At 33.1% G+C, this 19,481-nt stretch carries 20 protein-coding genes; 18 read left to right on the plus strand and 2 right to left on the minus strand.

Annotated features, from left to right (window positions below; translation table 11 throughout):
* Positions 1-3 precede the first annotated feature (3 nt).
* From ACTT9C_RS02495 to ACTT9C_RS02555, 13 genes are all read left to right on the plus strand, one after another.
* Complete coding sequence (locus ACTT9C_RS02495) at positions 4-1,155, plus strand: alpha-hydroxy acid oxidase (protein WP_440922928.1); 1,152 nt, start codon at positions 4-6, stop codon at positions 1,153-1,155.
* Positions 1,155-2,306, plus strand: a complete 1,152-nt coding sequence (locus tag ACTT9C_RS02500; RefSeq protein WP_440922929.1) for an alpha-hydroxy acid oxidase — start codon at positions 1,155-1,157, stop codon at positions 2,304-2,306. Before ACTT9C_RS02495 ends, ACTT9C_RS02500 begins: the two co-directional genes overlap by 1 nt.
* Before the next feature lie 17 nt (positions 2,307-2,323).
* Positions 2,324-3,490 (plus strand): pyridoxal phosphate-dependent aminotransferase, encoded by a 1,167-nt coding sequence (locus ACTT9C_RS02505; RefSeq protein ID WP_440922930.1) that lies wholly within the window; start codon positions 2,324-2,326, stop codon positions 3,488-3,490.
* A gap of 39 nt (positions 3,491-3,529) precedes the next feature.
* Complete coding sequence (locus ACTT9C_RS02510) at positions 3,530-4,903, plus strand: FAD-binding oxidoreductase (protein ID WP_440922931.1); 1,374 nt, start codon at positions 3,530-3,532, stop codon at positions 4,901-4,903.
* Positions 4,904-4,915: 12 nt separating this feature from the next.
* Positions 4,916-5,869, plus strand: coding sequence for a 2-hydroxyacid dehydrogenase (locus ACTT9C_RS02515; RefSeq protein WP_440922932.1), 954 nt, complete (start codon positions 4,916-4,918; stop codon positions 5,867-5,869).
* Positions 5,870-5,987: 118 nt separating this feature from the next.
* The gene (locus ACTT9C_RS02520; protein WP_440922933.1) at positions 5,988-7,145 is read left to right on the plus strand and encodes a TRAP transporter substrate-binding protein; all 1,158 of its coding nucleotides are present in this window, start codon (positions 5,988-5,990) and stop codon (positions 7,143-7,145) included.
* A gap of 88 nt (positions 7,146-7,233) precedes the next feature.
* Positions 7,234-7,824: a TRAP transporter small permease subunit gene (locus ACTT9C_RS02525; protein WP_440922934.1), complete on the plus strand. Its 591-nt coding sequence runs from the start codon at positions 7,234-7,236 to the stop codon at positions 7,822-7,824.
* Complete coding sequence (locus ACTT9C_RS02530; protein ID WP_440922935.1) at positions 7,814-9,175, plus strand: TRAP transporter large permease; 1,362 nt, start codon at positions 7,814-7,816, stop codon at positions 9,173-9,175. Before ACTT9C_RS02525 ends, ACTT9C_RS02530 begins: the two co-directional genes overlap by 11 nt.
* 6 nt (positions 9,176-9,181) lie before the next feature.
* On the plus strand, positions 9,182-10,510 hold the full coding sequence (locus tag ACTT9C_RS02535; RefSeq protein ID WP_440922936.1) for an amidase: 1,329 nt from the start codon (positions 9,182-9,184) through the stop codon (positions 10,508-10,510).
* 4 nt (positions 10,511-10,514) lie between these two features.
* Positions 10,515-10,691, plus strand: coding sequence for a hypothetical protein (locus tag ACTT9C_RS02540; protein ID WP_179850329.1), 177 nt, complete (start codon positions 10,515-10,517; stop codon positions 10,689-10,691).
* 11 nt (positions 10,692-10,702) lie between these two features.
* Positions 10,703-11,608, plus strand: a complete 906-nt coding sequence (locus tag ACTT9C_RS02545) for a DMT family transporter (RefSeq protein ID WP_440922937.1) — start codon at positions 10,703-10,705, stop codon at positions 11,606-11,608.
* On the plus strand, positions 11,592-12,410 hold the full coding sequence (locus ACTT9C_RS02550; protein WP_440922938.1) for an alpha/beta hydrolase: 819 nt from the start codon (positions 11,592-11,594) through the stop codon (positions 12,408-12,410). The genes ACTT9C_RS02545 and ACTT9C_RS02550 overlap by 17 nt, the downstream gene beginning before the upstream one ends.
* A 49-nt stretch (positions 12,411-12,459) precedes the next feature.
* Positions 12,460-13,023: a hypothetical protein gene (locus ACTT9C_RS02555; protein ID WP_440922939.1), complete on the plus strand. Its 564-nt coding sequence runs from the start codon at positions 12,460-12,462 to the stop codon at positions 13,021-13,023.
* Here ACTT9C_RS02555 and ftsY read toward each other — a convergent pair.
* Together ftsY and dapF are read right to left on the minus strand one after the other, a co-directional pair.
* Positions 13,016-13,933 carry a signal recognition particle-docking protein FtsY gene (ftsY, locus tag ACTT9C_RS02560; protein WP_440922940.1) on the minus strand — a complete coding sequence of 306 codons (918 nt, stop codon included), beginning with the start codon at positions 13,931-13,933 and terminating at the stop codon, positions 13,016-13,018. The genes ACTT9C_RS02555 and ftsY overlap by 8 nt on opposite strands.
* Positions 13,933-14,757: a diaminopimelate epimerase gene (gene dapF, locus ACTT9C_RS02565; RefSeq protein WP_440922941.1), complete on the minus strand. Its 825-nt coding sequence runs from the start codon at positions 14,755-14,757 to the stop codon at positions 13,933-13,935. The genes ftsY and dapF overlap by 1 nt, the downstream gene beginning before the upstream one ends.
* A 161-nt stretch (positions 14,758-14,918) precedes the next feature.
* Here dapF and ffh point away from each other — a divergent pair, with 161 nt between their 5' ends.
* Genes ffh through leuC form a run of 5 tightly spaced genes read left to right on the plus strand, consistent with a single transcriptional unit; the run spans position 14,919 to position 19,480 of the window.
* Positions 14,919-16,277 (plus strand): signal recognition particle protein, encoded by a 1,359-nt coding sequence (gene ffh, locus ACTT9C_RS02570; protein ID WP_440922942.1) that lies wholly within the window; start codon positions 14,919-14,921, stop codon positions 16,275-16,277.
* Between the two features lie 12 nt (positions 16,278-16,289).
* Positions 16,290-16,772: a 30S ribosomal protein S16 gene (rpsP, locus tag ACTT9C_RS02575; RefSeq protein ID WP_440922943.1), complete on the plus strand. Its 483-nt coding sequence runs from the start codon at positions 16,290-16,292 to the stop codon at positions 16,770-16,772.
* Between the two features lie 14 nt (positions 16,773-16,786).
* Positions 16,787-17,473: a tRNA (guanosine(37)-N1)-methyltransferase TrmD gene (trmD, locus tag ACTT9C_RS02580; RefSeq protein ID WP_440922944.1), complete on the plus strand. Its 687-nt coding sequence runs from the start codon at positions 16,787-16,789 to the stop codon at positions 17,471-17,473.
* Between the two features lie 16 nt (positions 17,474-17,489).
* Positions 17,490-18,065 carry a 50S ribosomal protein L19 gene (rplS, locus tag ACTT9C_RS02585; protein ID WP_440922945.1) on the plus strand — a complete coding sequence of 192 codons (576 nt, stop codon included), beginning with the start codon at positions 17,490-17,492 and terminating at the stop codon, positions 18,063-18,065.
* 11 nt (positions 18,066-18,076) lie between these two features.
* Positions 18,077-19,480 (plus strand): 3-isopropylmalate dehydratase large subunit, encoded by a 1,404-nt coding sequence (gene leuC / locus ACTT9C_RS02590; RefSeq protein ID WP_440922946.1) that lies wholly within the window; start codon positions 18,077-18,079, stop codon positions 19,478-19,480.
* Position 19,481 lies beyond the last annotated feature (1 nt).

The following is a 19,481-nucleotide window of genomic DNA, read 5'->3' on the forward strand; positions in this document are numbered from 1 at the left end:
ACTATGAATTTAAAAGACTGCCACAATTTTAGTGATTTTAGAAAATTAGCTCAAAAAAGGTTACCATCGCCAATCTTTCATTATATTGATGGTGCAGCAGATGATGAAGTTACATATGCCAGAAATACTAGTGCATTTGATGATGTGGATTTAGTTCCCAATGTTTTGAGAGGAGTTGAAGAAGTTGATTTGTCTACAACGATATTTGGAAAAAAATTAGATTTACCTTTTTACTTATCACCAACAGCTTTACAGAGACTTTTTCATTACGATGGGGAAAGAGCAGTTGGAAAAGCAGCAAAAAAATTTAATACAATGTTCGGTGTCTCTGCTTTAGCCACAGTTAGTGTAGAGGAAATTTCTTCAATGATTGATACACCCAAAATGTTTCAATTTTATTTTCATAAAGATAGGGGTTTAAACGACTCTTGTTTAGAAAGAGCTAAAGCAGCAAATTTTGATGTGATGGCCTTAACAGTTGATACTATTACTGGAGGAAATAGAGAGAGAGACTTAAGGACAGGATTTACCTCTCCACCAAAGTTAACTTTAGCAAGTTTATATAGTTTTGCTACTAAACCGATGTGGGGAATTAATTATCTAACAAAAGGTAAGTTTGAATTACCTCATTTACAAGATTTTGTGAAAGAAGGTACTGATGTTAACTCATCGATTGGAAATTATTTTTCAACTATGCTGGATCAATCTATGAATTGGAAAGATGCTGAAAATCTTTGTTCTAAATGGGGAGGTCATTTCGCTCTCAAAGGAGTTATGAGTGTTGAAGATGCAAAAAGAGCGGTAGACATAGGATGCACAGGTATAATGGTATCAAATCATGGCGGAAGACAGTTAGATGGATCTAGAGCGCCTTTTGATCAACTTGCAGAAATTGTTGATGCAGTTGGTGATAAGTTAGATGTGATTTGTGAAGGTGGAATTCATAGAGGTACTCATATGCTTAAAGCATTATCATTAGGTGCTAAAGCTTGTTCAGGTGGAAGATTATATCTTTATGCTTTAGCAGCTGGAGGTCAAGCAGGTGTCGAAAGAGCTTTAGAAAAATATAAAGCTGAACTAGTGCGTGATATGAAACTTATGGGGTGCACTAAGATTAGTGATCTAAATAGAAGTAATTTAAGATTCAGAAAATAGTGGTTTTAAAAGATTGCTATAATTTTAATGATTTTAGAAATCTAGCAAAAAAAAAACTTCCCTCACCGATTTTTCATTATATTGACGGCGGTGCCGATGATGAGACGACCTTAAAAAGAAACACTGAAGCTTTTAACCAATGTGATTTAGTTCCAAATATCCTGGCGAGTGTTGGTAAGCCAGATTTATCAACCACCATATTCGGTAAAAAAATTGATATGCCAATTTTTTTATCTCCTTGCGCAATGCAAAGATTATACCACCATGACGGAGACAAAGCTTCAGCTAGAGCAGCTGAAAAATTTGGAACTTTTTATAGTATGTCAACAATGGCCAACAATACTATAGAAGAGATTTCAAATATTTCTGGTGGCCCAAAATTGTTCCAATTGTATGTGCACAAGGATCAATCAATAACAGATGATTTAATAGATAGATGTAAAAGATCAGGGTTTAATGGAATGTGTTTAACTGTTGATACATTAGTCGCAGGAAATAGAGAGAGAGATCATAGAACCGGATTTACAACACCACCTAAATTGACTTTGCAAAGTTTAATGAGTTTTGCATCACATCCTAGTTGGGTTTTTAATTATTTAACTCATGGAAAATTTAAACTAGCTAATGTGGCATCAAAGACTGATAAAGGAACTAACATTGCTAAATCTGTTATAGAATATATTAATGAGCAATATGATCCTTCAATGAATTGGAAAGATGCAGAGTATTGCGTTAAAAAATGGAATGGTCCTTTTGCATTAAAAGGAGTCATGAGTGTTGATGACGCAAAAAGAGCAATTGATATTGGTTGCACTGCAATTATGATTTCAAATCATGGAGGTCGTCAGCTGGATGGATCTCGATCACCTTTTGATCAAATTAAAGCAATTTCAGATGCAGTAGGAGATAAGCTGGAAATAATCTTAGACGGTGGAGTAAGGAGAGGGACACACGTCTTAAAAGCCTTAGCAGCTGGGGCAAAAGCCTGTAGTTTTGGAAAAATATTCTTGTTCTCTTTAGCCGCAGGTGGACAGCAAGGTGTTGAGCATTTATTAAAAAACATGCACGATGAGATAAATAGAAATATGGTATTAATGGGTTGTAAAAATTTAAAAGAGTTGAATAGTTCAAAATTAATTTATAGAAATTAGGTTTAAAAATAAAAATTATGAAACTAGCTAAAAGTTTAGAAAGATTAGGAACAGAGTCTGCATTTACAGTCCTTGCAGAAGCGAAAAAATTGGAAGCTCAGGGTAAACCAATGATCCATTTAGGATTGGGGCAGCCAGACTTTAAAACTCCAAAACATGTTGTTGAGGCAGCCAAGAAAGCACTTGATGATGGACATCATGGATATGTAATGTCGAATGGAATTCCTGAATGTCGACAAGCTGTTACGAGGTGGATAAAAAAACGTTACAATGTTGACATCAATTTTGAAAGAATTTTAATTATGCCAGGTGGTAAGCCAACAATGAGTTATGCTATTCAGTGCTTTGGTGAACCTGGAGCTGAGATTATACACCCAACACCTGCTTTTCCAATTTATGAGTCAATGATTAATTACACAGGCTCAACTTCAGTTCCATATGACTTAACAGAAAATAAAGATTTGAAATTCGATCCAGACAAAATATTATCTATGATAACGGATAAAACTCGTTTGTTAATTTTGATAAATCCTAATAATCCAACTGGTAGCTTTGTTGAGAAGAAAGACGTAGATGTTCTAGCTGATGGTCTGAAAAAACACCCTCATGTAACAATATTAAGCGATGAAATTTATAGCAGACAAATTTTTGATGGAAAAGAAATGCCAACATTTTTTAATTATCCTGAGTTGAGAGAAAGATTAATTGTATTAGAGGGATGGAGCAAAGCTTACTCAATGACTGGGTGGAGACTTGGTTGGAGTTTTTGGCCGGAGCATTTAGTTGAACATGTTAATAAATTATTAATTAATAGTGTTTCATGTGTTAATGCTGCAGCTCAATTTGCTGGTATCGCAGCATTGGATGGACCAGATGATTCAATTGATGTAATGATGGAAAAATTTACTCAAAGAAGAGACCTAATTTATAAAGGTTTAAATGATTTACCAGGTGTAGAATGTAGTTTACCTGGAGGAGCTTTTTATGCATTTCCTAAAGTGATTGGTACAGGTATGAATGGAGCAGAGTTTGCAAGAAAGGCAATGCATGAAGCAGGAGTAGCAATAGTTCCTGGATCAGCTTTTGGTGAAACTTGCCAAAATTATGTTAGATTTAGTTTTGCTGCATCAAGAGATAATATTTCACAAGCATTAGAAAATATAAAGAAAATGCTATCTAAATAAGGTATATTTTTTTAGCATTATTTATTAATATCACTTCTTATGAACGATCAAGTACAAGCTGAGCTAAAAAAAATTTTTAATGGAAGATTTTCAACTTCTGTATCCACGAGAACAAATTATGCCAGAGGTGAAGACACTTATGATCCAATTTTATCAAAAGCTGTAGTATTCCCAGAAACTAATCAGGAGGTTTCACAAATATTAAGACTATGTAATGAACATAAAATTCCTGTGGTACCATTTGGTACAGGTACCTCTTTAGAGGGCAATGTGGTTGGTAATGAAAAGGGGATAACCATAAGCCTTGAAAAAATGAATAAGATTTTAAGTGTTAATGCTGAGGACTTCGATTGTAGGGTGCAAGCATGTGTTACAAAAGAACAATTAAATGAATATCTTAGAGAGGATGGTGTCTTTTTTCCGATTGATCCAGGTGCTAATGCAGCGATCGGAGGTATGGCTTCCACATCGGCTTCAGGAACAATGGCGGTTAAATACGGCACTATGAAAACTGTAATTACTGGTTTGACTGTTGTTTTGCCTAATGGAGATATTATCAACACAGGAGGAAGAACGAAAAAAACCTCAGCGGGTTATAATCTAACTAATTTATTTATTGGTTCTGAAGGAACTTTAGGAGTTATAACGGAAGTTCAATTAAGACTTTCTCCTATACCAGAGAGTATAATGTCAGCTGTCTGTCATTTCCCAACTTTAGAAAAAGCAGTTCAAACTGCGCAACAAGTTATTCAATATGGGGTCCCAATCGCAAGAATTGAAATGTTAAATAAAGACCAAATGGGAATAAGTATAAATTATTCAAAATTAAAAGATATTGAGGAAACGCCAACATTATTTTTTGAATTTCATGGATCCGAATTATCTAATAATGAAAATATCAAAATAGTTGAGGAAATATCTAAAGATAATAATGGAAGCTCTTTTAAATGGGCAAAAGATTTAGAGGAAAGAAATAAACTCTGGCAAGCAAGATGGGATGTTTACTATTCTGTAAAAGCTTTGATAAATAATGGAAGAGTTTATTCAACAGATGTGTGTTTACCTATCTCAAATATAACAGAATGTGTTAATTATGCAGAGGAAGAAGCAAAAAAGTTTGGACTTAGAGCTCCAATGGTGGGCCACTTAGGAGATGGAAATTTTCATGTATTGTTACCATTTGATCCTGAAAAAAAGGAAATGTATAAAAAGATAAGAGAATTTAACGATTTATTAATAAAAAAGGCTTTAGAACTTAAAGGAACGATTACAGGAGAACATGGTGTAGGCCTTCATAAAAAAGAATATCTTTTAAAAGAGCATGGAGACAACATTCCTGTTATGAAATTAATTAAAAGAAGCATTGATCAAAACAATATAATGAATCCAGGCAAGATATTTGATCTTAATTAACAAAAATATTTTATGAAAAAAATTTTGATTACAAGAAAATTAATCAAAGAAAGTGAAGATAAAGCTTCAAAAACATTTGACCCAATATTCAATTCTAATGATGAGTTATACTCACAATCAAAAGTTATAGAGATGAGTCAAGGTTGTGATGGCATACTATCCTCTTTAACCGATAAGATGGATAAAGAGACTATTGATAAGTTACCAGATACAATAAAAATTATTTCAAATTTTGCAGTTGGTTTTGGAAATATAGATTTGGAAGCAGCAAAAAAAAGAGGAATTGCAGTTACTAATACACCTGAAGTTTTATCAGACGCAACAGCTGAGATTGGTATTCTTTTAATATTAGGAGCTTGTAGAAGAGCTGCAGAAGGAATCGAGTCTGCCAGAGAGGGTGGATGGAAATGGTCTGCAGATTATCTGATTGGTAAACAATTAACCGGAACAAGGCTTGGAGTTTTAGGAATGGGCAGAATTGGACAGAAAATTGCAAGGATTGCAAAATCATTAGGAATGATTATTCACTATCACAACCGGTCAAAACTGAGCGATGAAAAAGAGCAAGGTGCCATTTATCATGATAATTTAAAAAGTCTTTTTTCAGTATCAGATGTTTTATCTATTTGTTGTCCAGCAACAAAAGAGACTGAAAATATGATAAACAAAGAGACAGTTGAGTATTTCCCTAAAGGTGCAGTAATCACAAATGTTGCAAGAGGTGATATAGTTGATGATGATGCATTGATAGATGCACTTAATAGACGAAAAATTTATGCTGTGGGACTTGATGTTTATAAGAATGAGCCAAATTTAAACCCAGGATACTTAAAGATTAAGTCAGCCTTTATTTTACCCCACTTAGGTAGCGCAACTAAAGATACTAGAATTGCGATGGCAAACCTTGCGATAGATAATATTGATGAATTCTTTAAGACAGGAAATTGCACAAATAAAGTAAATTAATTCTACTTCAGATTGAAATTAATTTTAATTCTGCGACATCTACCCCATTTTTTGGAAAGACTCTAAATTAAATCTGTGCTTAAATTGATTGAGTTAATTAACTTTAATAGGAGTAATAATGACAAAAGAAAATAAATCATTGAAGGTGAAAACATCTTCAAGACGTAAGTTCTTTAAAACTGCTGCTAAAGCTGGTGCTGTAGCTGCAGCTGCGGTTGCAATGCCAAACATAGCAACTGCTGGCGGTCATAAAACTTTAAAGATGCAAGCTGCATGGCCAAGTGGAGCAAACATCTTTTTTGAAATGGCCGGTGACTACTGCAAAATGGTAGATGAGATGTCTGGAGGTACACTTAAGATTGATCTTCAACCAGTTGGAGCAGTCGTAAAGACTTCAGAAATCGGACAAGCAGTAAGTTCTGGTGTAGTAGATATGGGTCACTGGGTGACTGCATATTGGTATGGTAAAAATCCAGCTGCATCACTATTTGGAACTGGTCCTTCATACGGTATGTCATCTCAAGAAGTTATGGGATGGATGGAGTATGGTGGAGGAAGAAAACTGTATGACGAAACTCTTGCAAAAGTAGGTTTCGATTACATTGGTTTTTTCCATATGCCTATGCCAGCACAGCCTTTTGGTTGGTTCAAAAAGAACGTAACAAAAGTATCTGATGTTAAAGGTATGAAGTACAGAACAGTTGGTCTAGCGACTAACGTTTTGACTGCAATGGGAATGGTAGTTAGACAATTACCAGGAGGTGAAATTCAGCCAGCTATGAAAACTGGTTTGATTGAAGCTGCTGAGTTTAACAACCCAACTTCAGACTCTCAATTTGGTATGCAAGACGTTTCTAAGCACTATCACTTAGGAAGCTTCCACCAATCTCAAGAGATGTTTGAGATCCCAGTTAACAAAAAAACATATAATAGTTTATCACCTGCGCACCAAGCGATATTGAAAAATGCTGCTTATGCTGCAAACAGTGATAACTACTTTAAAGCTTTGGTAAGATACTCAGCTGACTTAGCTAAGTTGATGAATGAGCATAAAGTAAATGTTTACCAAACTTCAGATGAGATTTTGGCTCAACAATTAAAAGGTTGGGACAAAGTAATTGGTGACTTTAATAAGAAAGATCCTTTCTTTAAGAAAGTTGTTGATTCTCAAAAATCTTATGCGAAGAGAGTAATGAAGTACTTGCTGATGAATCAGCCTAATTACAAACTTGCATATGAAAATGAGTTTGGTCCAATTGCAAAAGTTAAGATATAATTAACTTTTACAAATTTTAATAAGGGGGCTTCGGCCCCCTTTTTTATTTGATTAATTTAGAACAATTCAATAAGAGTCTATATCTATGATGAGATCTTACATAAAATTCGCTGATCGTTTGAGTGTCTCAATGGGTAAAGCATTCTCGTGGTGTATAGTAATTTTGATGGGCGGAACATGCTATGAAGTTTTTATGGCGTATGCTTTGAATGCCCCAACCTTATGGAATTTCGATTTTAGTCTTCAGATGTATGGTGCAATTTTTATGATGGCAGGAGCTTATACTTTATGCACTGAAGCACATGTTAGAGGAGATGTTATATACAGATTATTTTCTCAGAGAACACAAGCTTGGATAGATGTTGTTTTATATTTTATTTTTTTCTTCCCTGGCGTTGTTGCTTTAGCTTTTTATGGTTATGAATATGCAGCATTAGCATGGAAAATTAAAGAAACAAGTTGGAATAGTCCTGCACAAATTCAAATTTATATGGCAAAATCTTTAATACCATTATCTGGAACACTTTTAACGCTCCAAGGAATTGGTGAGGTATTTAGATGTATCATCTGTATTAAAACAGGTAGTTGGCCTGAAAGAGGAACAGAGCGTGATGCTGAGGAAACTGAAAAAGTATTAATGAGAACTTCACAACAAGGAAACAAAGAAGATGTTATTTAGTTTAACAAATCCTGAAGTAGCAATTATGATGATGGGAATATTTCTATTTGCTGTCTTATTAGGTTTTCCTATTGCGTTCACTTTAATGGCAATGGGTTTAGGTTTTGGATACTACGCTTATTTTGATCCAACCAAGATGGAACATCTATTTGATAACAGGATATTTCAACTCTTTGTTCAAAATACTTATACTGTAATGGATAACAATGTGTTGACCGCAGTCCCCCTCTTTTTATTCATGGGATATTTAGTTGAAAGAGCTGGAATTGTCGCAAAATTATTTTTTGCAATAAGATTAGCATCTCACAAACTTCCAGCTTCAATGGCAGTTGCTGCACTAATTACTTGTGCACTATTTTCAACCGCAACAGGTATCATAGGAGCAGTAGTAACGTTAATGGGTCTTCTTGCTTGGCCAGCGATGATTAAAGCTGGTTATGATAAAAAATTTGCATCTGGAATTATTTGTTCAGGTGGTTGCTTAGGAATTTTAATTCCACCTAGCATCATGTTGATTGTCTATTCTGTTATTGCTCAATTGTCGCCTTTACGATTATTTGCAGCTGCAATTTTCCCAGGATTAATGTTAGCAGGACTTTATATTGGTTATGCAATATTTAGGGCTTGGATGAATCCTTCGATAGCTCCAAAACCTGCAGCAGAAGAGATACCTCCTACTGCGGTAATTATGAAAGAGGTTTTGGTTTCTTTCTTGCCATTATTTTCTTTAATAATCCTAGTTTTAGGGACAATACTTGCAGGTATAGCAACTCCGGCAGAGGCAGCTGCTGTTGGTGCATTTGGTTCATTAGTGCTCTCATATTTTTATAAAACACTTAAATGGAAAAATTTTAAAGAGTCAGTTTTTCTTACAGCAAAAACAACAGCTATGATCATGTGGTTATTTATTGGATCTTGGACTTTTGCCTCAGTATTTTCATATTTAGGTGGCCATGAAGTTTTTGAGCATTTTTTTAAATCTTTAAATTTACAACCTTGGCAGTTTTTAGTTATTACTCAATTAATTATATTTTTATTAGGCTGGCCTCTAGAATGGACAGAGATATTAATTATATTTGTGCCAATATTTTTACCATTAGTTGAATTTTTTGGTGTTAACCCATATTTTTTTGCAATGCTAATCGCTTTAAATTTACAAACTTCATTTTTGACACCCCCCATGGCAATGTCAGCATATTATTTGAAAGGAGTTCAATCAAAGAATGTTGAACTTATGCAAATTTTTGGAGGAATAATGCCTTTCTTAGGAATTGTAATTTTAGCGATGGTTTTAATGTATTTATTCCCAGGAATAGCACTTTGGTTGCCAGAGACATTATTTGCAAATTAATTTTAAATGACAGATATATTTTCTTTAAGTCTCGAGGAACTAGCAAAAAAAATAAAAGATGCTCAACTTACATCAGTCGAGGTTTGTGAAAAATATATTGAACGAATAGATAAGTTTGAAAAAGATGTAAAAGCTTGGGCACATTTTGATAAAAAAGTTTTATTAGAAAAAGCAACTGAGGCTGATGATCATAGAAGATCAGGAAAACCAGTAGGACCGCTGCATGGAGTACCTATAGCAGTGAAAGATATCATAGGAACTGTTGATATGCCCACTGAGTGTGGAACTGTAATCAGGAAAGGAAAATCATATTCTCAAAATGCTGAAATAATTGATTTGCTTCATGCATCAGGAGCAATTGTTATGGGCAAAACAGCAACTTCAGAACTTGCCTACTTAGGACCTCCAGCTACAACTAATCCTCACGACAAAGATAGAACACCAGGTGGTTCATCTAGTGGATCAGCAGCTTCGGTTGCTTCCTTTATGGCACCAGCTTCTATTGGCTCTCAAACAGGAGGATCTGTAATAAGACCAGCGTCTTATTGTGGTGTAGTTGGTTATAAACCAAGCTATGGACTAATTTCAAGAAACGGGGTTCTAAGAACCTCATACAGCTTAGATCAAATTGGTATGTTTGGTCGTAAAGTTGAAGACGTAGCTATGCTAGCAAAGGTATTGATAAAGAAAGATAAATATGATCCAGCTACAATCCATTACTCTACAGAAAATATTTTAACTGAAACTAAGAAAGGTCCAATTTTTGAGCCTAAGTTTATTTTTTATAAAACTGATCATTGGAAAATAATTGATAAAAAATCGAGAGAGTCTTTTGAGTATTTTGTAAAATCTTTTAAAAAAAATATTGAGATATTTGATACTCCCTCGTATTTTAAGGATATACACAAATATCACCAAATTATTCATGAAACAGACTTAGCAAATAATTTTTCTATTTATTATCAAAAATTTAAAAAGAAACTTTCAAAGTATATGCAGGATGCTATTTCAAATGGAAATAAATACACCGCAAAAGAATATGCTGAGGCAATCGATTTCATGAAAAGAAGTTATGAGTCTTATGAGGAAGTATTTGAAGATTATCATGGAGTATTATCACCATCTAGTCCTGGTGTTGCACCTAAAGGATTAAAGAGCACTGGAACAGCAGAATTTAACAAAGTCTGGTCTTATCTAGGTACCCCTTGCATATCACTGCCTTTACTTGAGGGTGAAAATAATCTACCATTAGGAGTTCAATTAATTGGCAACAAATATGATGATCATAGATTTTTAGGTGTTGCTAATTGGCTTGAAAAGGAGTGTCAGGATTAATTGTATGAATAAAATAACAACAATAATAGGTTTGTCATTTGCTGTTTTCTTTTTAATTGGTCTGGCGACTACTCTTACTAGATCAATGATGATTGGTTTTTTAGATGTAATACCGGTTTATTTATTAATGGGTGCTGCCATCATAATGATGATTTACGAAGCCTTCTTTGATAAAAGTTAATCTATCGTAAATTGAATAATTCGAAAAAAAATTTTTTTTCATTTTCCTTATTATTTATTCAGCCAATTTTTATGGCTAGTAATCTTGTTGTAGCTAGAGGTGGTGTCGAGTTTGTACCTCCAATATCATTAGCTTTTTGGAGATGGACAATAGTTTTTTTGATATTATTACCTTTCACATACATAACATTAAAAAAAAATTTTAAGATTATTAAAAAAGAATATAAAAAATTATTTTTTTTAGGCTCAATGGGATGCGGAGTATGTGGAGCCTTTCCATTTTTAGCAGGTGAGACTACAACTGTGACTAATATGGGAATTATTTACACATCTTCGCCCGTGTTCATAATTTTGATTTCATACTTTTTTTTTCATGAAAAAATAAATTTTACAAAAATAATTGGATTAATCGCATGTTTAATTGGAGTCTTTACAATCATTATAAAAGGAGATTTAAATTTATTAATAAATTTACAATTCACAATTGGTGATTTATGGATGTTAGCTGCCGCTATTGGATGGGCATTATATTCAATTTATTTGTTTTACTGGAATTCAGAACTAAAAATTTTTGAAAGATTTACCTTAATATCATTTTTTGGAGCTTTAAGTTTATTACCATTCTATATAGGTGAGGAAATATTTTATAAACAGACAGTTTTTATGCCTCAATTTTATTTTTGGGTAATCTTTGCCGCTATTTCGCCAGGAATAATTGCTTTTACACTTTACACTGTTGCCCAAAAAAAATTAGGTGCATCTTTAACAGGCTTCACTCTTTACGTTTTTACAGTCTATGGAGCAATTTATGGTTATTTTTTATTTGATGAAAAATTTGAAAATTATCATTTCATCGGAACAATCCTGGTGTTTTTTGGCATATACTTAGCAAAGAAAAAAAATGTTAAAAAAGTTTAGGAATATTTTGTTGTTATTTTTTCAAATAGTTATTTTTGTCTATTTTTTAATCTTAGTTTTTTTATATTTTTATCAGAGAAATTTATTATATCATCCTAATGAAAATAATTATTCTGGTGATCAAATATCAGTCCCTATTGAAAAAGTAAAAATTAAGACGGAGGATAACATTGATTTATTGGGCTGGTTTCATGAAAAAGACTTAGAAAAATATAAAACAGTTTTATTTTTTCACGGAAACGCCGGTTCCCTTGAAAATAGAATTCATAAATTAAACCATTTCCATAAAATGAATGTTAATTTTTTAATAATTGCCTGGAGAGGCTTTAGTGGCAATGAAGGTAAACCATCTGAGGAAGGCCTTTATAAAGATGGAAGAAGTGGAATAAATTGGCTAGTTAGAAAAGGTGTAAAAGAAGAAAATATTGTTATTTATGGCGAGTCATTAGGAACTGGTGTTGCAACTCATTTGTCACAAAATAAAGATTTTGCTGGCGTTGTATTGGAAACTCCTTTTACTTCTATGATTGATGCAGCCAAAACCTTTTATCCGTATGTACCTGTAGGTTTATTATTGAAAGATAAATTTGATAATAAAAGCAAAATTAAGAATATAAATATTCCAATTTTAATAATGCATGGTGAGGCTGATCAAATTGTTCCATTTTTTATGGGAAAAAAAATGTATGAAAAAGCTAATGAACCGAAATATTCTTATTTTACAAAACATGACAATCATATGATGGAGTATGATGAAAACCTTGTTAAAGCCCTTAACTCATTTTTAAAAAGTTTAAATTAAGCCACAATATCAACAAATATACCTCAGAATTTAATTTTATTAAAAGATAATGAAAAGATTATCTGTTTTGTTTATTGCTTTCTTTGTTTTTACTACCAACGTTTATTCACAAGATGAATTTTTTCAACCAGACGATTTATTTCACATAGATCACATGGATTCACATAACAAAGAATTTAGCTTATATTTTAAAGGTAGAGAAAAATCTATTTTAGCGAGAGGCGAAAATGAAAATTATATAAATGATTATCCAAAGGATCTTTATATTTATAATCATTTAACAAAGTCCTCTTCACCTTTAATTTCTTATGAGTGGTTTCCTTCGCAAGCTAAATATCTTTTACAAGAATATGATTTTCCAGTGTTTCCAGATGATTTTGCATATTATTTATTAAAAGACGATAAAACATTAGTATTGATTAGCGCCGTGAAAAGTTTAAATGCTAATTTTAAATATGACATTGCCAGTAAAAAACTAGAGCTTTACCCAACCACCGGTAAATTCGACTTTATAATCTCCTCATTTTCTAAAGATTGTGGTCATTATAAATTTGATGATAATTATAAATGTAATATCTACAAACCTTTGATCTCTAGCAATTTAATCAATTAATTTGAGTAAAAGCCTCGGCAAATTTTTCTGCTTCGAACAACTGTAAGTCGTCTTCTTTTTCACCCAAACCTAGTGCAATAATTGGAATTTTATATTTTTTTGCCAGCGCTAACAAAATTCCTCCCTTGGCTGTGCCATCTAATTTTGTCATCACGATACCAGTTATTGGGATAATTTTATTAAATTCTTCGACTTGATTTAATACATTTTGTCCTGAGGTTGCATCTAAAATTAAGATAACATTATGAGGTGCGCTGGGATCTATTTTTTTTGTGACATTCGCTATCTTTTTATATTCTTCCATTAAATTTTTTTTATTTTGGAGCCTGCCAGCAGTATCTATTAAAACTTGATTAAAATTATTTTTAATAGCTTCATCTACTGCTTTAAAAGCTACTGAGGCGGGATCAGCTCCTTGAGATGATTTTACTATTTGAACATCTACTTTACTTGCCCAATTGTCTAGTTGTTCAATTGCAGCGGCACGAAATGTATCTGAAGCTGCAAATATGACTTTACTGCCGTTGTTCCTTAATATCTTTCCTATTTTACCGATAGTTGTTGTTTTCCCAACGCCGTTTACCCCAGAAATTAATGTTGCATTAAGCTTTTCTTTTTTCTCGAAAAAGGATTTATTTTCTAAAGGTTTCATCAAAGAAATTATGTATTCTTTTAAAATAGAGTTTATCTCTTTAGATAGATCTTTATTTGGATCAATTTTTTTTCTAGAAATTATTTCTTTTATTTCAGAGGCAGCTTCAACCCCCACATCTGATTGAATTAAAAATTCCTCAATTTTATTTAAATTTTCGTCATTAATTTCTTTTTTGACAATTATTTCTTTAAGTCCTGATGTAAACGCCGATGCACTTTTCTTAAATCCGATTTTAAATTTATCAAAGATTCCCATTACAATTTTATATTTATTTCTTTAATATTTGAAACAGGTCCTTTCATGTGAATTGAATCATTTTCATCTATAGAAATTGATAATTTTCCAGTTGCAAACTCTATATCAGTTTTATTTTCTGTAAGATTATTTAATTTACCTGCATATGCTGTAGCACACGCTGCAGTTCCGCAAGCTTTAGTAAGACCAGCTCCTCTTTCCCAAACTTTTACTTTGATCAAATTTTTATTAAAAATTTGCGCAATTGATACGTTACATTTCTCAGGGAAGATTTCGTGATTTTCTATTTCGGGGCCAATTTTCTCTATATTGAAATCCTCAATCCTTTTAACAAAAAAAACAATATGTGGGTTACCCACATTAATTGCAGTGCCACCTAAGTGCTCATTATTATTTGTATCAATAATTTTGATATTTAAGTTTTTTGTATCCATTTCTTTTGATAAAGGTATTTCATCCCATTTTAACTTTGCTTTCCCAATTTCTGTTGTAACAATTTTTTTTTCTAAAATTTCAGATTTTAATTTTCCTGATAGCGTATTTAAAATTATTGACTTGTTATTTTTTTCATTTGAAATCAAATTTGCAACACATCTAGTTCCATTTCCACATGCTCCAGACTCTCCTCCGTCTGAATTAAAAAATTTTAAATTTGCATCTGCAGAACTATCTGGCTCAATAAATATTAGTTGATCACAGCCAATAAAATTTCTGTCACAAATTTTTACTATCTGATCTTTAGTCAAATTGGTAATTTTTTCTCTATTATCGATTATCACAAAATCATTACCCAATCCGTCCATTTTAAAAGCTTTGATGTCCATATATAGTTATTTAACTTATTTATTGACTTTTTGAACCTCTATTATAGTTTGTGGCAGTTTCCGCAAAAACATTAAATTTGCGGTGTCTTTGGAAACAAAGAGATCGACACTAGTCAGCGAGGGTTCGCCCACTAGTGCGATTACTGCTGTGTGTAATAAATATGTTTGAAAACTTAACAAATAAATTTGAGGAAGTTTTTTCCTCTCTAAAAAAAACCCCATCACTTGATGAAAATCAGGTTGATGAAGGATTGAGAGGAATAAGACAAGCTTTATTAGAAGCTGATGTGTCTCTTGAAGTTGCTAAAGATTTTATTGAAAAGGTTAAACCAAAAGCATTAGGTCAAGAAATTATTAGATCAACATCACCCGGCGATATGGTGGTAAAAATTGTTTATGATGAATTAGTTAATCTTTTAGGTGAAAAAAATAATGATGTAAATTTAAATGCAGTTCCACCAGTGCCAATGATGCTCGTCGGGCTACAAGGTTCTGGTAAAACAACAACAACTGCTAAACTTGCGAGATATTTAGAGAATACAAAAAAAAAGAAAGTAATGATGGTCAGTTTAGATATTTACAGACCAGCCGCTCAAGAGCAGTTAAAATCTTTAGGTGAACAAAATAATATATTAACTCTTCCAATAATTGAAGGTCAACAACCCAGTGATATTTGTCAAAGAGCAATTAGTGCAGCAAACTTGAATGGCGCAGATATTATCTTATTCGATACTGCCGGTAGAACACAAATAGATTTGCAGATGATGAGTGAAATTAAACAAATTGAAAATGCCATTAAACCTGCGGAGACGTTTTTAGTTGCTGACTCTCTCACTGGACAAGTAGCTGCATCAGTAGCAAAAGAATTTAATAATACAGTAAATTTATCTGGAATTATTTTAACAAGGGCAGATGGTGATGCGAGAGGTGGGGCTGCTGTAAGTATGAAATTTGTTTCACAGGTTCCAATTAAATTTTTAGGTATTGGGGAAAAGATCGAAAATCTTGAAGTTTTTCACCCAGATAGAATTGCAAATAGAATTCTTGGAATGGGAGATATTGTTTCTCTTGTTGAAAAAGCAGCCCAAGATCTTGGGGAAGAAAATATAAAAAAAACAGAGGAAAATTTAAAAAAAGGACAATTCTCAATGCAAGATTATTTAACTCAACTGAGACAAATGAAAAAAATGGGAGGGATTGAAGGTATCATGTCTTTCATGCCAGGAGTTTCAAAGGTTAAATCTCAAATGGATGCTGCAGGTATTGATGAGAGTGTTATTACAAAAAATGAGGCTATAATTTTATCAATGACTAAAAAAGAGAGAGAGAACCCAAAAATAATTGATGGTTCTAGAAAAAAAAGAATTGCTAATGGCTCAGGAACTGATCCAGCCACTATCAATAAATTGTTGAAACAATTTAAAATGATGTCTGAAATGATGAAGAAGATGTCAAAAGGAAATCTGAAAGGTATGTCTGATAAAGGAATACCTCCAGAATTATTTAATCAATTAAAATAAAAAGGAGAGTAAATGTTAAAATTAAGATTATCTAGAGGTGGCACAAAAAAGAGGCCTGTTTATAAGGTTGTTGTAGCCGACAGTCGATTTGCTAGAGATGGTAGATTTATAGAGAAAGTAGGTTTTTTTAATCCATTGTTACCAAAAGAAAAAAAAGAAAGAATTGGATTAGAGGCTGAGAGAATAAAGTATTGGTTGGGTCAAGGTGCACAACCTACTACAAGAGTAGCTAGAATTTTAGGTGAGAATGAATTGATGCCTATGCCTGCTAATGGAAATAACCCACAAAAAGCAATTCCAAAAAAAGATAGAAAAAAAGATGGTTCAGAAGAAACTAAAAAGGAAGAGTCTTCAAAGGCAGATGCTGCTCCAGCTGGAGAAGCTAAAAAAGAAGAAGCTCCAAAAGCAGAAGCTAAAAAAGAAGAAGCTCCAAAAGCAGAAGCTAAAAAAGAAGAAGCTCCAAAAGCAGAAGCTAAAAAAGAAGAGAAGAAATAAAGTAAAGGATATTAATGTTGCAAGCTCAAGTATTTACACTTTATCCAGATATTTTTCCTGGGCCTTTAGGAAAAGGTCTTTACGGAAAAGCGATGTCTAAAAAATTGTGGAGTTTGAATGTGATAAATATAAGAGATGCAGCTACAGACAAACATAAAACAGTTGATGATACTCCTTACGGTGGTGGAACAGGCATGTTATTAAAACCTGATGTTTTAGCAAATTCTATCGATCAAAACATAAATAAAGGAGATAGGATTTTGTATCTTTCACCGAAAGGCAAAGTATTTAATCAAAAACTTGCACAAGATCTATCATTAGAAAAATCCTTCTCATTAATTTGTGGTCATTTCGAAGGTGTTGATGAGAGAGTATTATCTACAAGAAATATTGAAGAGATTAGTGTAGGAGACTATGTATTGTCAGGCGGAGAAACTGCTGCGCTGGTAGTGCTTGATAGTGTATTGAGACTTTTACCTGGAGTCTTAGGGAATGATAAATCAGCTTCAGAAGAAACTTTTGAAAATGGCCTTTTGGAGTATCCACAATATACCAAACCCCAGATTTGGGAGGAAAAATCAGTTCCAGATGTGTTATTATCTGGTGATCACGCTAAAATTAAAGACTGGCGTTTATCTCAATCTGAGGCTATAACACGCGACCGAAGACCAGATTTGTGGCATAAATATAAGAAGAATTAATTTGTTAAATATTAAAATGAAAACAATAGAAGAAATAAACCAAAATAACGTTAAAAAAATTCTTTCAGAAAAAAAGATCCCTGATTTCTTTCCTGGTGATGTTGTTAAAGTTGGTGTCAGAATTACAGAGGGAAAAAAAGAGAGAATTCAATATTTCGAAGGTGTTTGTATAGCTAAAAAAAGTAGAGACATAAACTCCTCTTTTACTGTTAGAAAAATATCTTTTGGAGAAGGTGTTGAAAGAACTTTCCCGTTGTATGGAACTGTTATTGACTCAATCAAGGTAATTCGTTCAGGAAAAGTAAGAAGAGCTAAACTGTATTATTTAAGAGATAGAACTGGAAAATCTGCGAGGATTGCTGAAAAAATAAGAAAAAAAATTGGTATTGATATTGATGTTAAGCCTGAGACTGTTACTGAAGAAAATCTAGCGCCAGCTGAAAAAGAAAGTGCACCAGAAGCTGCAAAAGAGGCTACCCCAACTGTAGAGCCTAAAAAAGAGGAAGCCCCAAAAACAGAGATGAAGAAAGAGGCACCCAAAGCTGAGACTAAAACTGAAAAAAAACTTGAAAATTTACAGGAAAAAAAATAATTTTTTTCTCAATGCCCAATACTCTTTACGATAAAATTTGGAACGAACATTTAGTTCATCAGCAAGAAGATGGAACAGCTTTGTTGTTTGTTGACAGACATTTAGTTCATGAAGTTACAAGTCCGCAAGCCTTTGAGGGATTAAGAAATTCTAAACGTAAAGTAAGACACCCAAAATTGACACTAGCTGTTGCAGATCATAATGTTCCGACAACGGATAGGTCAAAAGGTATTTCAGACCATGAGTCTAAAATTCAAGTTGAAACTTTAGAGGCTAATTGTAAAGAGTTTGGTATTAAACTTTTTGGAATGAGCGATAAGAGACAAGGAATTGTTCATGTCACAGGACCTGAACAAGGTTTTACTCAACCTGGTACAGTTATTGTCTGTGGCGATAGTCATACAGCAACACATGGAGCATTTGGTGCATTAGCTTTTGGTATTGGAACTTCAGAAGTAGAACATGTTTTAGCAACTCAAACATTAGTTCAAAAAAAAGCTAAGAATTTTAGAATAAATGTCAACGGCACACTTCCATTAGGTGTTACATCAAAGGATGTAATTCTTCAAATAATTGGAAAAATTGGAACTGCGGGAGGAACAGGATGTGTAATAGAATATGCAGGTGATCTAATTAAATCACTTAGTGTTGAGAATAGAATGACAATTTGTAATATGACAATTGAAGGTGGTGCAAGGGCAGGATTAATTGCTCCTGATGAAAAGATATTTAAATACTTAGAAGGTAGACCAATGTCTCCTAAAGGAGATGATTGGGATAAAGCACTAGATAATTGGAAAAATTTAAATACTGATGAAGGTGCCAAGTTTGATAAAGAAGTAAACCTAACTGCCAATGAAATTTCGCCAATGATAACTTGGGGAACTTCACCTCAGGATGTTATTACGATTGATGAAAGAGTACCAAATCCAAAAAATGAGAAAGATGAGGATAGAAAAAATTCTTTGGAACGAGCCTTAAATTATATGGGCTTAAAACCAGATATGGCAGCTAAAGATATTAAAATTGATAAAGTTTTCATTGGGAGCTGTACTAATGGGAGAATTGAAGATTTAAGAGAGGCTGCAAAAATTTTAAAAGATAAAAAAATTGCCTCTCATGTTCATGCTATGGTTGTTCCTGGATCAGGGCTAGTTAAAGAACAAGCAGAACAAGAAGGATTAGATAAAATTTTTGTAAAGTCTGGATTTGAATGGAGAGAGCCAGGTTGTTCAATGTGTTTAGCAATGAATGCAGATAAATTAAAGCCAGAAGAAAGATGTGCCTCTACATCAAATAGAAATTTTGAAGGTAGGCAAGGTAGAGGTGGAAGAACCCATTTAGTAAGCCCAGGTATGGCAGCAGCAGCAGCAATATCTGGAAACCTTGATGATGTAAGGAAATATCAAAATTAAC

The organism is Candidatus Pelagibacter sp., from assembly GCF_052049575.1.
Taxonomy (GTDB): Bacteria; Pseudomonadota; Alphaproteobacteria; order Pelagibacterales; family Pelagibacteraceae; genus Pelagibacter.

Coding starts and splice junctions, on each gene's coding strand:
- ACTT9C_RS02495 (WP_440922928.1), top strand. CDS start 4: ATGAATTTAAAAGACTGCCACAATTTTAGTGATTTTAGAAAATTAGCT.
- ACTT9C_RS02505 (WP_440922930.1), top strand. CDS start 2,324: ATGAAACTAGCTAAAAGTTTAGAAAGATTAGGAACAGAGTCTGCATTT.
- ACTT9C_RS02510 (WP_440922931.1), top strand. CDS start 3,530: ATGAACGATCAAGTACAAGCTGAGCTAAAAAAAATTTTTAATGGAAGA.
- ACTT9C_RS02515 (WP_440922932.1), top strand. CDS start 4,916: ATGAAAAAAATTTTGATTACAAGAAAATTAATCAAAGAAAGTGAAGAT.
- ACTT9C_RS02520 (WP_440922933.1), top strand. CDS start 5,988: ATGACAAAAGAAAATAAATCATTGAAGGTGAAAACATCTTCAAGACGT.
- ACTT9C_RS02525 (WP_440922934.1), top strand. CDS start 7,234: ATGAGATCTTACATAAAATTCGCTGATCGTTTGAGTGTCTCAATGGGT.
- ACTT9C_RS02530 (WP_440922935.1), top strand. CDS start 7,814: ATGTTATTTAGTTTAACAAATCCTGAAGTAGCAATTATGATGATGGGA.
- ACTT9C_RS02535 (WP_440922936.1), top strand. CDS start 9,182: ATGACAGATATATTTTCTTTAAGTCTCGAGGAACTAGCAAAAAAAATA.
- ACTT9C_RS02540 (WP_179850329.1), top strand. CDS start 10,515: ATGAATAAAATAACAACAATAATAGGTTTGTCATTTGCTGTTTTCTTT.
- ACTT9C_RS02550 (WP_440922938.1), top strand. CDS start 11,592: ATGTTAAAAAAGTTTAGGAATATTTTGTTGTTATTTTTTCAAATAGTT.
- ACTT9C_RS02555 (WP_440922939.1), top strand. CDS start 12,460: ATGAAAAGATTATCTGTTTTGTTTATTGCTTTCTTTGTTTTTACTACC.
- ftsY (WP_440922940.1), bottom strand. CDS start 13,933: ATGGGAATCTTTGATAAATTTAAAATCGGATTTAAGAAAAGTGCATCG.
- dapF (WP_440922941.1), bottom strand. CDS start 14,757: ATGGACATCAAAGCTTTTAAAATGGACGGATTGGGTAATGATTTTGTG.
- ffh (WP_440922942.1), top strand. CDS start 14,919: ATGTTTGAAAACTTAACAAATAAATTTGAGGAAGTTTTTTCCTCTCTA.
- rpsP (WP_440922943.1), top strand. CDS start 16,290: ATGTTAAAATTAAGATTATCTAGAGGTGGCACAAAAAAGAGGCCTGTT.
- trmD (WP_440922944.1), top strand. CDS start 16,787: ATGTTGCAAGCTCAAGTATTTACACTTTATCCAGATATTTTTCCTGGG.
- rplS (WP_440922945.1), top strand. CDS start 17,490: ATGAAAACAATAGAAGAAATAAACCAAAATAACGTTAAAAAAATTCTT.
- leuC (WP_440922946.1), top strand. CDS start 18,077: ATGCCCAATACTCTTTACGATAAAATTTGGAACGAACATTTAGTTCAT.